The sequence below is a fragment of the Nocardia sp. N2S4-5 genome, assembly GCF_044628355.1.
In the GTDB taxonomy this organism is placed as follows: Bacteria; Actinomycetota; Actinomycetes; order Mycobacteriales; family Mycobacteriaceae; genus Nocardia; species Nocardia wallacei_B.
This window is the reverse complement of record NZ_JBIUPM010000001.1, coordinates 3025165-3040597: the sequence shown is the minus strand read 5'-3', so window position 1 is coordinate 3040597 and position 15433 is coordinate 3025165. Positions and strand designations below refer to the sequence as shown.

General features: G+C 69.5%; 14 protein-coding genes. 12 read left to right on the top strand and 2 right to left on the bottom strand.

What is annotated here, in order from left to right:
* The first annotated feature begins 21 nt into the window (after positions 1-21).
* The gene (locus ACFMRZ_RS13670; RefSeq protein WP_280271217.1) at positions 22-1362 is read left to right on the top strand and encodes a cytochrome P450; all 1341 of its coding nucleotides are present in this window, start codon (positions 22-24) and stop codon (positions 1360-1362) included.
* Positions 1363-1429: 67 nt separating this feature from the next.
* Positions 1430-2053 carry a TetR/AcrR family transcriptional regulator gene (locus ACFMRZ_RS13665; protein WP_280271218.1) on the top strand — a complete coding sequence of 208 codons (624 nt, stop codon included), beginning with the start codon at positions 1430-1432 and terminating at the stop codon, positions 2051-2053.
* On the opposite strand, the gene ACFMRZ_RS13660 is transcribed toward ACFMRZ_RS13665, so the two are convergent.
* Entirely contained in the window at positions 2032-2829 is a 798-nt protein-coding gene (locus ACFMRZ_RS13660; protein WP_400179443.1) for an alpha/beta fold hydrolase, read from the bottom strand. The genes ACFMRZ_RS13665 and ACFMRZ_RS13660 overlap by 22 nt on opposite strands.
* Positions 2830-2960: 131 nt before the next feature.
* Between ACFMRZ_RS13660 and ACFMRZ_RS13655 the strand changes: the two genes are divergently transcribed.
* From ACFMRZ_RS13655 to ACFMRZ_RS13630, 6 genes are all read left to right on the top strand, one after another.
* Positions 2961-3887 (top strand): D-alanyl-D-alanine carboxypeptidase family protein, encoded by a 927-nt coding sequence (locus tag ACFMRZ_RS13655; RefSeq protein WP_400179442.1) that lies wholly within the window; start codon positions 2961-2963, stop codon positions 3885-3887.
* A 4-nt stretch (positions 3888-3891) separates the two neighbouring features.
* Complete coding sequence (locus ACFMRZ_RS13650; protein ID WP_400179441.1) at positions 3892-5256, top strand: NAD(P)/FAD-dependent oxidoreductase; 1365 nt, start codon at positions 3892-3894, stop codon at positions 5254-5256.
* Positions 5257-5361: 105 nt separating this feature from the next.
* Entirely contained in the window at positions 5362-5946 is a 585-nt protein-coding gene (locus ACFMRZ_RS13645; protein WP_400179440.1) for a hypothetical protein, read from the top strand.
* A 154-nt stretch (positions 5947-6100) separates the two neighbouring features.
* Entirely contained in the window at positions 6101-7207 is a 1107-nt protein-coding gene (locus ACFMRZ_RS13640; RefSeq protein WP_400179439.1) for a hypothetical protein, read from the top strand.
* Between the two features lie 83 nt (positions 7208-7290).
* On the top strand, positions 7291-8520 hold the full coding sequence (locus tag ACFMRZ_RS13635; RefSeq protein WP_400179438.1) for a cytochrome P450: 1230 nt from the start codon (positions 7291-7293) through the stop codon (positions 8518-8520).
* A gap of 167 nt (positions 8521-8687) precedes the next feature.
* Complete coding sequence (locus tag ACFMRZ_RS13630) at positions 8688-8888, top strand: hypothetical protein (protein WP_280271224.1); 201 nt, start codon at positions 8688-8690, stop codon at positions 8886-8888.
* On the opposite strand, the gene ACFMRZ_RS13625 is transcribed toward ACFMRZ_RS13630, so the two are convergent.
* Positions 8878-9258 (bottom strand): hypothetical protein, encoded by a 381-nt coding sequence (locus tag ACFMRZ_RS13625; protein WP_400179437.1) that lies wholly within the window; start codon positions 9256-9258, stop codon positions 8878-8880. The two genes, ACFMRZ_RS13630 and ACFMRZ_RS13625, sit on opposite strands and share 11 nt — an antisense overlap.
* A gap of 83 nt (positions 9259-9341) precedes the next feature.
* Here ACFMRZ_RS13625 and ACFMRZ_RS13620 point away from each other — a divergent pair, with 83 nt between their 5' ends.
* The 4 genes from ACFMRZ_RS13620 to ACFMRZ_RS13605 all read left to right on the top strand — a co-directional run bounded on the left by ACFMRZ_RS13620 (position 9342) and on the right by ACFMRZ_RS13605 (position 15324).
* Positions 9342-10190: a helix-turn-helix domain-containing protein gene (locus ACFMRZ_RS13620; RefSeq protein ID WP_400179436.1), complete on the top strand. Its 849-nt coding sequence runs from the start codon at positions 9342-9344 to the stop codon at positions 10188-10190.
* A gap of 132 nt (positions 10191-10322) precedes the next feature.
* The gene (locus ACFMRZ_RS13615; protein ID WP_400179435.1) at positions 10323-12134 is read left to right on the top strand and encodes an ABC transporter ATP-binding protein; all 1812 of its coding nucleotides are present in this window, start codon (positions 10323-10325) and stop codon (positions 12132-12134) included.
* The gene (locus ACFMRZ_RS13610; RefSeq protein ID WP_400179434.1) at positions 12131-13846 is read left to right on the top strand and encodes an ABC transporter ATP-binding protein; all 1716 of its coding nucleotides are present in this window, start codon (positions 12131-12133) and stop codon (positions 13844-13846) included. The genes ACFMRZ_RS13615 and ACFMRZ_RS13610 overlap by 4 nt, the downstream gene beginning before the upstream one ends.
* 116 nt (positions 13847-13962) lie before the next feature.
* Positions 13963-15324, top strand: a complete 1362-nt coding sequence (locus ACFMRZ_RS13605) for an LLM class flavin-dependent oxidoreductase (RefSeq protein WP_400179433.1) — start codon at positions 13963-13965, stop codon at positions 15322-15324.
* Positions 15325-15433: the final 109 nt, after the last annotated feature.

The window sequence follows — 15433 nt, the reverse complement described above, 5'->3', positions numbered from 1 at the left end:
CACACCGGAGAGGATGTCACCTTGACCATCGAACACACCTCGGCGCGCGCCGACCGGCCGCACTACCATTTCGACCGGCACACACCGGAATACCGGTCCCGGTTCCGGGCGATCACCGACGAGATGCACAGCGCCTGCCCCTTGGCATGGACCGAAACCTACGGCGGCCACTGGGTCGCCGCGGGAAATCGCGAAGTCTTCGAACTCGCCCGCTGCCCTTATGTTTCCAATGATCGCGACGTCCACGGACAACGCCGCGGATACCAGGGCATCACCATTCCGACCGGGACCCAGGCGATTCCGATGCGCAGCGGCATCCTGGAGATGGACGACCCCGAGCACCGGGTGTTCCGGTCGGTGCTCAACCCGTATCTGTCACCCAAGGCGGTGAACCGGTGGCTGCCGTTCGTGGACGAACTCGTCCGCGCCTGCCTGGACGAGAAAATCGAATCCGGGCACATCGATTTCGTCGACGACCTCGCCAATATCGTGCCCGCCGTGCTCACCCTCGCCATGCTCGGCATTCCGCTGGTGAAATGGTCGGTCTACAACGAGCCCGCGCATGCCTCGGTCTACACCCCGCCCGATTCACCCGATATGGACCGGGTGACGGAAATGAACATGGTGATGGGTATGGACCTGCTGGCCAATCTGCACGAGATCCGTGAGCATCCCCGCCCGGGGCTGATCGACGCGCTGGCCACCATGCGGATCGACGGTGCGCAACCCGACGATATCGACCTGCTCGGCGTGCTGGCACTGCTCATCGGCGGCGGGTTCGACACCACCACGGCGCTCACCGCCCATGCCCTGGAATGGCTTTCGCAACACCCCGACGACCGCGTCACCCTCAGTCGCGAGCGTGCCGCGCTGCTGGACTCGGCGACCGAGGAATTCCTGCGCTACTTCACTCCCGCACCCGGCGACGGCCGGACGATCTCCGCCGACTGCGAGGTCGCGGGCCAGCCCCTCGAGGAAGGCGAGCGGCTGTGGCTGTCGTGGGCCATGGCCAACCGGGACGCCACCGTCTTCCCCGATCCGCACTCCGTGATCCTGGACCGGAAACGCAACCGCCACTTCAGTTTCGGGCTCGGAATCCACCGCTGCATCGGCTCCAACGTGGCCCGCGTCGTGTTCAAACGCATGCTCGTCGCCGTCCTGGACCGCATGCCCGACTACACCTGCGATCCCGCGGGCACCGTGCACTACGACACCATCGGCATCATCCAGGGAATGCGGAAACTCCCCGCCACCTTCACTCCCGGCCCGCGCCTGGGCGCGGGATTGGACGACACCCTGGAGACTCTGCAACGCCTGTGCGACGAGCAGCGTCTCGCCGCACCGGCCGCCCCGGGACCGTAACCGGCGGGCAGGGCATCGGGCCCTGATCGGCGCATTGATACTCTGCGTTCCAGGAGGTGGCCGGGCCGTGAATACGAGGGTGGCGCAGGCGAGGCTGGAGCGTCGGCGCACGATCGTGGCCGCGGCGGCGGGATTGTTCGCCGCCTGCGGCTATCGGGCGGCGAGCATGGAGGAGATCGCCTGCCGGTCCGGGATCAGCAAACCGGTGCTCTACAAGTCGTTCTCGAGCAAACTCGAACTGTATCTGGCGGTGCTGCACGACGCGGCAGAGGTGCTGCGCGAGACGCTCGCCGCCGCGCTCGCTCCCGGCCTGGACATGCGCGCGATCGTGACGGCGACGGTGGCCGCGATCTTCGACTTCGCCGACAGCCATCCGCGCAGCGCCGCCCTGCTGGCCGGGGCCGCCGTCGCCGAGGAGCCCGCGGCGCAGCGCATGGCTCACCAGGCCGCCGCGATCTGCACCGACACTCTCGAACAGGCACTGGCGCCGTATCGGCTCCCGCGGGCCGAGCAGGGCTGGCTGATCACGACGGAACTGGTCGCGATCGCTCGGTCGTGTGCGCGGGACTGGGTGCTCACCGGCAAGTCACTGCCCAAACACGAGGCCGTCGCCACGACCGCCGGGCTGTGCTGGACCGGCTTGGCCGGTGTCAGATTGGCCCCGCGCACTCATCTCGGCCGGACGCCGTAGAGCAGGGCGTCGCGCAGGACCGGCAGCAGCACCTTGGGGTTGACCATGTGGTTCTGGCCGTCGATCACTCGGTGCTCCGATCCCGGGATGGCATCGGCCAACTGGCGGGCGACCTCGAGCAGGCCCGCCGGACTCCGTCCGCCGACCGCTACTCGTGCGGGCACCTCGATCTTGTTCATGCGATCGACGGGCGGCAGGTCCCGGGTCAAGGCGATGTCGTAGGCGAGGGTGGGGGCGAGCGCTCGCATCGTGGCCCATCCGGGGACGAGGGGGAGCAGGTGGACGAACAGACGCGGCATGCCGATGCCCCGGAGGAACTGCTTGATCGCGCGGGCGTTCTCGCCCTTCTCCAGTAGTGCGTCGACCTGGCCGGACAGTGCGGCGTAGGAGTCGCGCTCCGCTTCGTCGTGCACGTAGGAGGCGTCGTAGACGAAGGCTCGACCGATCTTGTGCGGCAACCGCAATGCCGCCTCCAGCGCGAGCACCGCCCCGGACGAATGGCCGTACACGTGCGCTGTCCCGCCGGCGGCATCGATGATCGCCTCGATATCCTCGACCTCCCGCGCGACGCTGTAGGGAAGCGTGTCGCCGCTGTCCCCGCGGCCGCGGCGGTCGTAGGTGTACACGGTGAACTCGGAGGCGAATACCTTCGCATCGGCGATCACCGGGCGGAATGTGCGGAAACAGGTGGCGCCGGTGATGTAGACGAGTGCGGGTCCGTCGCCGCGCACGTCGTAGGCCAGCTCCGTCCCGTCCGCCGAAAGTGTGGTGTGCAAGTACTGTGCCCTTCCAGGAGTAGACGCGCTCGGGCGGTCGTGGTCTGTCACCTGTAGACGAGGCGGGGGCGCCGGACTCATCGGTGCTCGAAATCCCGCGGCCGGACCGGTCGTGGCGGCACAATGTCGCGATGCGGATATTTGCCCGAGTGTTGCAGGCCTTGGTGGTCGGGGTGTTGGTGTTGGCCGGCGGTCACGCTGTGGCCGCGCCGACCACGAGTGTCGCGAGTAGTCGGCTACCCTCCTGGCCGGCTCCCGAGCCGGAGGGGGTGCAGGCGGCGGGGGCGGCGTTGGCCGACGGGTTCACCGGTGCGATGCGGTGGTCGCGGGAGGTGAACACTCCCGCGCCGATCGGCAGTATCGCGAAGGTGATGACGGCGTTGGTGGTGCTCGACTCCGGTGACCTCGAGCGGGCCGTCGAGGTGCCGGAGGGAATCATCGCCTACGACAACAAGTTCGGGGCGAGTACGGCGGATCTGGTTCCGGGCGAGGTGCTGACGGCGCGGCAACTGCTGTATGCGCTGATGTTGCCGTCCGGTTGCGACGCCGCCTACGCACTGGCCGAGGCGTACGGGCCCGGACAAGCCGGATTCATCGACAAGATGAACGACACCGCACGGCGATTGGGCTTGGCCGGTACGCATTTCAGCGATCCCAGCGGGCTGCCGTATCCGACCGGCCACTCCACCTTCGCCACTCCGGCGGATCTGATCACGCTCGGCATGCGCGCGATGCAGTCGCCGGTGTTCCGGGAGATCGTCGGGTCCGCGACCCACCACGTCCCGGCGGGCCCGAACAACCGCGAACACTTCTGGGAGACAACGAATCTGCTGCTGCACGACTATCCCGGGACCGTCGGCATCAAGACCGGGTCCACCGACGCCGCGGGTACCTGCCTGCTGTTCGAAACGATCCGGGCCGGAATGCCGTTGATCGGCGTGGTGCTGCACAGCTCGGCCGACAGCGCGGTCGCCGCGGCGGAGGATGCCGAGCGAATGTTGAACTGGGGCTACGGGCCCATCGCGGGTGCGCTGCCGTTCAGTTGGTCGCTAGGGTGATGCCATGGGTCCCGCGAAGATCGTGATCGTCGGCGGTGGTTTCTCGGGTGTCGAGTGCGCCCGCTATCTGGAACGTCATCTGCGTCCGGAGGAAGCGTTCGTTCAGCTCGTCACCCCGGATGCCGGTCTGCTCTATCTGCCGCTGCTACCGCAGGTCGCGTCGGGGGTGCTCAATCCGCGGTCGATCTCGGTGTCGTTGCGGCGGGTGCTGCGCCGCACCGAGGTGGTGCCCGGCATGGCGATCGGGGTGCATCCGGAGACGCGCCAGGTCGTGGTGCGGCGTTCCGCGGGCGCCGAATGCGCGCTGGACTACGACCATCTCGTGCTGGTGCCGGGCAGTATCACACGGGTACTCGACGTGCCCGGCCTGCACGAGCACGGTTTCGGCATGAAGACCCTCGCCCAGGCGATGTTCCTGCGGGACCACGTCTTGCAGCAGCTGGACGTGGCCGCGATGCGCGGCGAGGAGGACGAGGACCGCGAGCGGCTGCACTTCGTCACCATCGGCGCGGGCTACGCCGGGACCGAGACCACCGCCGTGCTCAACAAGGTCACGCACGCCGCCGCGCGGCGCTACTTCCCGAAACTCGAATCCGGCATGGTGCGCTGGCATCTGGTCACCCGCGGCGACCGGATCATGCCCGAACTCGGCGAGCGGCTCGGCGAGGAGGTCAAACAGAATTTGGCCGAGCGCGGCGTCGAACTGGTCTGCGGCGCCTCGGCGAAAGAGGTTACCGCGCACGGTGTCCAGCTCACCAACGGCCGATTCATCCCGTCGCGCACGGTGTTGTGGACGGCCGGGGTCGAACCCAGCCCGCTCGCAGGGCATTTGGGCGCGGCCACCGACAAGGGCCGGATCGTCGCCGATGCCGACCTCGCCGTGCCCGGCCTCACCGGCGTGTGGGCGTGCGGGGACGCGGCCGCGGTGCCCGATCTGACCGGCGAGGACGGGGCCATCTGCGCGCCGACCGCGCAGCACGCCATGCGGCAGGGCCGCCACCTGGGCAAGAACCTGGTGACCGAACTCCGCGGCCGGGGGCGCACGCCGTACCGGCACCCGGATCTCGGCCTGGTGGTCGACCTCGGCGGCAAGGACGCGGTGGCGCGACCACTGAAGATCGGGTTGCGCGGTATCCCCGCGCAGGCGGTGACCCGCGGCTACCATCTGATGGCGCTGCGCACCCTCGTCGCGCGCGCCCGGGTGGCCTTCGACTGGACCGTCCACGGCCTCAGCGGTGACGACTTCCTGCGAATCGGCTACGGCGACTACGACACTCACACCATCCGCGGATTCGAACAGACCGATTGCTATCTGCCCGCCGAGCAGATCCCGGCGGCCCTGGAGGCGCTGGGCGACCCGGCCAACTGATCGTTAAGTTTCTCGCAAGCCCGGGTGGATACAAGTATGAGGCGGTACGGGCGTGACTCGCTCCGGCCTCAGCAGGACTTGTGACACCGGAGGGAACAGGAAGTCATGTCGTACCCGTACCACCAGCAGGGGCACTATCCTCAGGTGCCGCCGGGCGGCTACCCCCAGCAATACGGTTATCCGCCTGCGCCGTACGGCTATCCGGCCCCGCCGCCCGGCTATCCGCAGCCCGCCGCGAGCGCGGTTCCGGCGGTGTGTGCGGGGCTGCTGTTCGGGCTGTGTTCTGTGCTGTGCTTCGTGCTCGCCGTCCCCGGCTTCGACGGTGCGAAGGTCAGCAGCATGACCCGGCTGATGGCGCTCATCGGCCAGGCGTTCTCCGAACACACCACGCGCAACATCAATTTCGGGGTTACCGTGACGATGACGGTCGGTGGCACGACAGCGTTGCTGGCGGTGCTGCTGATGTGCAGGCTCGGATTCGCTCGCTGGCTCCTGATCGTGCTGAGCGTGCTGGTCGTCGCCTACTACCTCTACGCGCTGGTGCGGCTCGCCGACCTGGACGCGCCGTCGAAGTTCTACACCTGGATCGTGGTGGCCTTGATCGGGTGGACGTCGGCCGCGATCCTCGCCGCCCTCCCCGCCACCGGCCGCGCCATGCGCGGCTATCGCCCGCCGGTCGCCCGGTGGTGATCGGCACGCGTCAGCTGTGATTGCTGTGAGTTCGCTACTGTGTTGTTCGGCGGTATTGTCGGTATGGCGGAGCGGTGCGGGAATGCGCGGGTGAGTGGCCGCCCGATCCGCGCAGCAGTGGACATGGGCGCGACGGCACGAGCTTGGAGGGCTGATGTTGCACACCGATATTCCCACGCGCGGCGAGGTCCGGCGGCTGGTGGGGGAGACCGACCCCTGGAGCGTATCGATCTATACGTCGACCGAGGGCGACCCGGCATCGCCGGACGGTAACCGAATCGCCTTCTCGAACCAGGCACGGGAGGCGCTCGAGCGGATCTCCGACCGGGCGGCGCAGGAGGCGCTGCGCGAGGAGCTGGACGATCTGGCCGACGACGCGGACTTCTGGCGGTTCCAGTCGAATTCCCTTGTGGTACTGGGCACTCCGCAACGGGTGCGGACCTATCGGGTGCCCAATCGACTGCCCGCGGGCGTGTTCGTCGGAGACCGGTTCCACACCAAGCCGCTGCTGCGGGCCACGACCTTCCCGCAGACGGCATTCGTGCTCGCGCTCTCCGAGGGGGCGGTCCGGCTGGTCGAGGTGGGGTCGGACGGCGGCGCCGAGGAGATCCGGGTGCCCGGGCTGCCGCAGAACGCGGCCGACCACGCGCGCAAGGCCTCGCTCAGCGGCCGCGCGCCGAAGGGGCGGATTCAGGGCACGGAAGGCCGCAAACTGCGGGTCCGGCAGTACGCGCGGGCCGTCGACCGGCAGTTGCGCGACGTGCTCGCGGGCCGGGACGTACCACTGATCCTGGCCGCGACCGAACCGATCGACTCGCTGTATCGGTCGGTCAACAGCTACCCGGTGCTGCTGGACGAATCCCTGACGGGCAATCCGGAACAACTCTCCGACGCCGAACTCGGGATGCGTGCCCGGCAGATCCTGGACAACTACTACGCCGCGGAACTCGCGGGGCTGCGCGAGCTGTTCGAGCGCCGCCGCGGCGAAGGCCGGGCCGCCACCGATCTCGCCGATATCGCTCGCGCGGCGACCTTCGGCATGGTGGATACGCTGCTGGCGGATATCAATGTGACCGTGGCGGGTTCGATTTCCGAGAGCGGTGAGGTCACCTTCGCCGATCGGTCCGAGGTGGGCGCACCCGGTGTGGTGGACGAGATCTGCCGCCGCGTCCTGCAGACCGACGGCCGGGTATTCGCCGTGCGCGCCGAGGACATGCCCGAAAGCGCCGCGGCCGCGGCCATTCTGCGTTACACGCCGTGATCGTGCGTCTACGCCGTATAGCGCCTATGATCCCTTGTCTGACAATAGCTTTCATTGTGATCATCGGCTGACCTGGAGTTACCTTGAATGCACGCGAATTCCCCGTACCCGCGGCGAGCTGCCCGGTGGCCCACGGGTCACCGGTCGACTCGGAAGGGCCGCGGGTGCCGCTGCATTCGCCGGAGTTCGCTGACGATCCGCACGGCGCCTACCGTGAGATGCGGCGGCGGTTCGGTTCGCTGGCGCCGGTGGAGCTTTCGCCGGGCGTCCCCGCCACCCTGGTCCTCGGTTACCGCGCCGCGCTGAGCGTGCTCAACGATCCCGAACATTTCCCGGCCGACCCGCGGCGCTGGCAGCAGGACATCCCGGCGGACTGCCCGGTGCTGCCGATCATGGAGTGGCGGCCCACCGGAAGCCGCAATGCCGGTGCGGAATTCGCGCGCTACCGGCAGGCGACCATCGCGAGCATCGAGGCGGTCGACCTGTACGGACTGCACGCCACCGTGGAGCAGATCGCGCTGCCGCTGATCGACGGGTTCCAGGCGGACGGCAAGGCGGATCTACTGTCGCAGTACGCGTTTCCGCTGACGTTCCAGGTCTGCTGCGCCATGGTCGGTTGCCCGCCGGAGATCGGTCAGCAGGTGGCGACGGGCATGGCCGCGATGTTCGACGGGACGAATGCCGAGCAGGGCAACCGGATGGTCGACGACGCGATGCGCCGGCTCGTGGCGCTGAAGCGGGCCGAACCGGGCAACGACGTCGCCTCGATGCTGCTGCAACATCCCTCGGAGCTGGACGAGGACGAACTGGTCCACCAGCTCGTGACCTTCTACGGCGCGGGAATCGAGTTGCAGCTCAACCTGATCGTCAACACGCTGCTGCTGATCATCACCGACAACCGGTTCGGCGGGACGGTGCTCGGCGGCAGCCTGTCGACCCGCGACGCCCTGGACGAGGTGCTGTTCACCGACCCGCCGCTGGCCAACTACTGCATCACCTATCCGCGCCAGCCGATCCTCGTCGACGACACGTGGCTACCCGCCCACCAGCCCGTCCTGGTCAGCATGGCCGCCTGCAACAACGATCCGGCGATCCGCGCCGTCGACCGCACCGGCAACCGCTCCCACCTGGCGTTCGGCATCGGCCAGCACGCCTGCCCCGCCCGCTCGCTGGCCTACCTGATCGCCCAGGACGCCATCGACCAACTGCTGGACATGCTGCCCGACATGCGTCCCGACCTGCCCGGCGGCGAACCCACCTGGCGCCCTGGGCCTTTCCACCGCGCGCTGGCGGCACTGCCCGTCACGTGGTGAGTCCACGCCGCCGGTAGGCCGCATACCCGTGTCGCGCCACGCCGTACGACGGGGCGCGCCGGGGGTTCCGGTGAAGGGTCGAGATCGACGCCGATGTAATGGGACAATCGCGGCAGACACCGCGGCGCGAACGTGGCCGGGCGGTACGGTGACGAGGCGAGGTAGCCATGAAGACCGGAAGCATCCTTCTCGTGATCTGGTTGATCATCGGATTCGTCGCCGCGGCGCAGCGCCACTACTTCGACTCCGGCCCGATCACCTGCGCCAGCTTCGGCAACATCGCCCTGACGATCGTCGCGGGCCCGCTCAATTACATGGGCGTCAATCCGCATCTGGGGAATTGCGAACTGCCGACACCTAGTCCGTGACACTGTGGCGGCCGTACTGCCGTACGAGCATGGTCAGCCCGGTGATCAGGAGCAGGGCCAGCGGGAACAGCGGCAGGTACGACACCCACACGACCGGTTCGGGTAGTGCCAGAGCGACGATGGTGGCGAGCACGGTCGCGGTGAACACCGCGGCCGACCACCGGTGCGTCGTGCGGATCGCCCCTGCCCGCCGCCCGCGCGCCAACAGGACGAGGCCGGACAGCAGAAGCAGGATCAACGGCGGCAGGGGCACGTAGGACAGCCAGGCCGGGCCCCGCAACGCCAGGCCGACGACGGTGACGACGAGTGTCGCGACGAAAGTCAGGGCCAGCCGGCGGTGCCACTGCCGAATTCGCGTGTTCCAGCTCATGACGGAGACGGTAGCCACGGGCCGGTGACCAGGGCTTCTCGATTCCTGATCGGTTCGGAACCGGACACTCGTACCATGACGGCATGCGAACTGCCGACCCGCTTCGTGACGCCGCGGCGTTGTGGGATATCGCGCTGCCGTCCCGGCCGGGGTGCCCGGCGGGAGTCAGCATGGCGGGGTTCCGCGGCCGGACGGGCGACCACATCAATATCCGGGTGGTGCCGTACCCCGCCGTCACGGTGTTCGTCGATTTCGGGGACGCGCTGCTGATCGACGACGGCAGCCGCGCACGGCAGCGCGGGACCGTGGTGGTCGGGATGGCTCCCGCCGGTGTGCGGGGACGCGGCCGCGATATCGACTGCCTGCAGATCCGGCTGTCACCGGTGGTCGCACACGCGGCGCTGGGGGCGAGCGCGGAGCTGAACGGGACGGTGACCGCACTCGACGACCTCTGGGGCGCCGACGCCGCGCGAGTCCGAGAGCAACTGCACGCCGCGCGAGACTGGGACGAGCGGTTCGCGGTCGCCGCGGCCGCGGTCGCGCGGCGGTGCCGGACGGGCCGCCCGGTCGATCCGGAGATCGCCTTCGCCTGGGATCGCATGGTGGCGAGCCGCGGACAGATCCGAATCGACCGGCTCGCAAGCGAATTGGGCTGGAGCCGCAAGCGGTTGTGGTCCCGGTTCCGGGCCCAGGTCGGTCTCACTCCCAAGCAGGCGGCCCAGCTGGTCCGCTTCGATCACGCGGCGCATCGTCTCGCCGGTGGCCACAGCGCCGCGGTGGTGGCGGCGGAGAGCGGTTATGCCGACCAGTCCCACCTGCACCGCGAGGTCATGGCCTTCGCCGGGGTGACTCCGGCGGCCGTCGCTGTCGCACCCTGGCTCGCGGTCGACGACGTGGCGTGGGCGGCCCCGGAACGGTCGCCCGCCCGCTGATTCCGGCCGCTCGTGACGTCGGCCACAGGGAACATTTGTCCAAGACGACCTCGTGCTGCGCTGGCGATGCTTCCAGTCATGTGGAAGCGCGCCCGGTCATGCGGTCCGGCGCGAGGTGCTCGAGGAGGAGTCATGGACGACGTCACCGGCGTCGAACGGTCGCTGGGCGGCCGGGCGCTGCTGCGCCCCCATCTGCCGGGCTTCGCCGCCGTAGTGGTGTTGCAGGTGATCGGGGCCGTGGCGGGCCTGGCGCCGCTGCTGGCGGTCGTCGAACTGGGCCGGAATCTGTTGTCGCCCGGCCCGATCGACCACGGCCGGGTCTGGTTCGCGGTCGGCGCCGGTGCGGCCGGATTGCTGGTGAAGCTGCTGTGCACGGCCGCGTCGTCGGGTATCGGGCATCTCCTCGACGGCCGGATACAACTGTCGTTCCGCAGGCAGCTGGCCGATCGGCTGGGCCGGGTGCCGATCGGCTGGCTGTCCCGCCGTCGGACCGGCGAGCTGACCAAGGTGGTCGGCGAGGATGTGAGCGCAGTGCATCCGTTCATCGCCCACACGCCCGGCGAACTGGTCTCGGCGTTCGTGGTGCCGCTGGTGTCGCTGGTCTACCTGTTCACGGTCGACTGGCGGCTCACCCTCGTGACGCTGATTCCGGTCGCGCTGGCGGTGGCGCTGGTGCCGCTGATGATGACCGCGCAGCGGCTGCGCGAACAGCGGGAGTTCGACGCGGCGATGGGCCGGATCGCGAACTCGGTGGTGGAGTTCGTGCAGGGCATCTCGGTGGTCAAGGCGTTCGGCGGCGCCGGCCGGGCGCATCGCCGATTCATCACGGCCGCAGACGATTTCGCGGACATCTTCCTGCGGATGGTCCGCGGGCTGGCCGCGCCCGCCGCCGCCATGCAGGTCGTGCTGTCGCCGCCGTTCGTGCTGCTGGCCGTGCTGACCGGCGGTGCGGTGCTGATCACCGGCGGCAGCCTGGCTCCGGCCGATCTGCTGCCGTTCCTGCTGCTGGGACTGGGACTGACGGCGCCGGTGGCGGCGCTGGGCCACGGCTTCGACGACATGCAGGCCGCGCGGCGCGCAGTCGGCCGGATCCGGGACGTGCTCGCGCAACCGCCACTGCCCGAACCCGCGCAACCTGTTGTGCCGCAGGGGCATCGGGTCGAGCTGCGCGACGTCTGGTTCGGTTACGACGCCGATCGTCCGGTGCTGCGCGGGATCGATCTGGTACTGGAACCGGGCACGGTCACCGCGCTCGTCGGGCCGTCGGGGAGCGGGAAATCCACACTGGTCCAGCTGTTGCCGCGGTTCTTCGACCCGGAGCGCGGGCGCGTCACCCTGGGCGGTGTCGATCTGCGCGACATCGACCCGGTGGAGCTGTACCGGCGGGTGTCGTTCGTCTTCCAGGACGTCCGCCTGCTGCGTGCGTCGGTGGCGGACAACATCGCGCTGGCGGTGCCGCACGCCGACCGCGACGACGTGGTCCGCGCCGCGCGGCTGGCCGACATCCACGACCGGATTCTGCGGCTGCCCGACGGCTACGACACCGTGCTCGGCAGTGGGTCCGCGCTCTCCGGCGGTGAGGCGCAACGTATTTCGCTCGCCCGCGCGCTGCTGGCCGACACACCCGTCCTGGTGCTCGACGAGGCGACCGCCTTCGCCGACCCGCAGACCGAACAGGCCGTCCGCCGGGCCCTGTCGACGCTGGCCGGCGACCGGACGATCCTGGTGATCGCCCACCGGCTGGAGACGGTCGCCGACGCCGACACGATCGTGGTGCTGGCGGACGGCGCCGTCGCCGAACGCGGCGCGCCCGCCGAATTGCTGTCGCGGGACGGGCATTTCGCCGCGTTCTGGCGGTCGCACCGGTCGGCCCTCGACGACGACATCGACACGCACGCGGTCGCGGCGACCGCATCCGACAACGCAGGAGAACCAGCCCGATGATCCGCATGCTGCTGCGCGTACTGGGCCCCGAGTACGCCCGGCCGGTGCGCCGCACCGTGGCCCTGATGACGGCGGCCGCGGTCGCCGAGGGGTTGTCCTACGCCCTGCTGGTTCCGGTGCTGCGCGCCCTGTTCGGCGGTACGCCCGGCGACGCCCGGCCCTGGCTGCTCGCCTTCGCGGTCGCCGTCGCCGTTTACGCGATACTGCGCTACCGCAGCGACCTGTCCGGCTTCCGGGTCGGGACCACGCTCTTGCGCGGCGTGTACCGCCGCCTGGGCGACCATCTGGCGCGGCTACCGCTCGGCTGGTACACCGCCGGACGGGTCGGTGAGGTGTCGGTGCTGGCGAGTCGCGGTGTGCTGCAGGCGATGAGCGTGATCGCGCACCTGCTGGCGCCGCTCGTCGCCGCGTCGGTGACGCCCGCGACGATCGTCGTCGTGCTGTTCGCCTTCGACTGGCGGATGGGGCTGGCCGCGGTGGCCGCCGCGCCCGTCGTGGTGGCGATCCAGCTCAGGACCGGGCGCTCGACCGCCGCCACGGACGCCGAACGGCACGAACGCGAGCAGGACGCGACCGGACGGGTCATCGAGTACCTCCAGGCGCAGCCGGTGCTGCGGGCGGGTGGCCGGACCGTGGCGGGCTTCCGGTCGCTCGACGATTCGCTGCGCGGGCTGCAGCGCGCGTCCCGGCGTTCGACGCTGGCGGCGCTGCCCGGCATCCTGGGCCTGACCCTCACGGTGCAGACGGTGTTCACCGTGCTGCTGGTGCTCGGCACCGCCCTGGCGCTCGGCGGAAACATCGGCGCCGCAGAGGTATTGGCGGTGCTGGTGCTCGCCGCACGCTGCGCCGACCCGCTGCTGTCGCTCGCGGAGATCGGCGGCCGGGTCCGCGCCGCCCGTGCCGAGTTGATCAGGCTCGACGCGGTGCTGAACACGGCGCCGCTGCCCGAGCCGCCCGAGCCGGCCCGGCCCGAGCGCTACGACCTGGCGTTCGAGTCGGTCTCCTTCCGGCACGGCGACCGCGCGGTGCTGGACGACGTATCGCTGACGGTGCCGCAGGGCCAGCGGCTGGCCGTGGTCGGGCCGTCGGGCGCGGGCAAGAGCACGCTGCTGCAACTGCTCGCCCGGTTCTACGACGTCGATGCCGGCGCCGTGCGCATGGGCGGTGTGGACGTGCGCTCGATCGACACCGAGGGCCTGATGGCGCGGATCGCCGTGGTGTTCCAGGACGTCTACCTCTTCGACGGGACCATCGAGGAGAACGTGCGGCTCGGCCGTCCCGATGCCGCCGACGCCGAGGTGCGGGCGGCGGCCGCCGCGGCGCGGCTGGACGAGGTCGTCGATCGGCTGCCCGACGGCTGGGCCACCAAGGTCGGCGAGGGCGGCGCCCTGCTGTCCGGCGGTGAGCGCCAACGTGTTTCGATCGCGCGGGCGCTGCTGAAGGACGCTCCCGTCGTGCTGCTGGACGAGGTCACCTCGGCCCTCGACCCGATCAACGAGACCGCCGTCCACGACGGCATCGAACAGCTCATGGCGGGCCGCACCGTGGTCCTGGTCGCCCACCGGCTACGCACCGTGCGCCGCGCCGACCGCATCGTCTTCCTCGACAGCGGGCACATCGTCGAGGACGGCACCCACGACGACCTGATCCGCCGCGGCGGCCGCTACGCCGAATTCTGGAACCTGTCGACGGTGTCGGCCGACATGGCCTGAGCCTCCCCGCCCGAGGCCCGGCCGCCTTCGCGTCTTGTTGATTCCAACTGGTGACGTGACAAGTCTCGCGGCGGACCCTGAGTGCGGCCCGACCTCCCGACTCCATCGAGGAACCCATGTCACGCGCACTGCATCTCGCCGGTTTCCTGATCGCCTCGCATGTCACGCATTCCCATGCGGCGTGGCGGCATCCGGGGTCGGAGACCGACTACCTCGGGCCGGGCTACTACCGCCGGGTGGCGCAGACCTTGGAACGGGGCAAGTTCGACTTCCTGTTCTTCGCCGATCTGCTCGCCACCCCGGTCCGGTACGGCAACGACATCCGCGTGCCGCTGCGCAGCGGCACCCAGGCCTCGGCCACCATCGATCCGTCGCTGGTGGCGGCGAGCCTGGCGAATGTCACCGACCGGCTCGGGCTCGCGATCACCAAGTCCACCACGTACTTTCACCCCTACGAGGTGGCGCGGATCTTTGCCACGCTGGACCATCTGTCGGCGGGCCGGGCCGGATGGAATGTCGTCACGTCGCTGAACCAGGCCGAGGCGCAGAACTTCGGCCTGGACAACCACCTCGGGCACGACGAGCGCTACGACCGCGCGCACGAGTTCCTCGAGGTCGCGCTGAAGCTCTGGGGCAGTTGGGATCCCGGCGCCCTGGTGCAGGACAAGGCGTCCGGCGTATTCGCCGATCCGGACAAGGTGCACGTGGTCGACCACGAGGGGACCTGGTTCAAGACCCGTGGCCCGCTGACGGTTCCGCGCTCGCCGCAACAGCGGCCGGTGCTCATCCAGGCCGGGTCGTCCTCTGTGGGTAAGGATTTCGCGGCGCGCTGGGCCGAGGCGGTCTTCGAGATAGACCCCACGCCGGAGGGCCGCCGGGCCTATTACGACGACATCAAGTCCCGCGCTTCGAATTTCGGCCGCAACCCGGACGACATCAAGATCTTCCCCTCGTTCGTGCCGTTCGTCGGCGAGACCGAGATGATCGCCCGCGAGAAGCAGGCCTTCCACAACGAACTCGCCGATCCGGTGTCCGGGCTGATCACCCTGTCGGTGCACACCGATCACGACTTCTCGCAGTACGACCTGGACGCCCCGATCGAGGATGTGGTGGTGCCGGGCACCCAGGGCCTGTTCGATGTCGCGCGTCGGCTGAGTATCCGGGACAACCTGACCCTGCGCGACATCGGCAAGCTCTACGCGCAGGGTGTGCTGCTGCCGCAGTTCGTCGGCACCCCGGCACAGATCGCCGACGAGATCGAGGCGGGCTTCCGCGGCGGCGAGGCCGACGGCTACATTCTCTCGGCCGCGCAGGCGCCCGGCACCTTCGATGATTTCGTGGATCTCGTGGTCCCGGAACTACAGCGGCGCGGCCTGTTTCGCACCGAGTACACCGGCACCACGCTGCGTGACCACCTCGAACTGGGGCCCGCGAACCTGCGACCCGCGCCGCGTGCGGTCGCGGCCGCCGCAGGGTAGCCGCATCGGCTGTGGCCGGTATCACGGGGCGAGCCACACCGTCGCGCACGCCTGGGCGGCTACCGTCGGAAGTGATGTTCTCGTTTTAGAGAACGTCTTACGGCGGCGG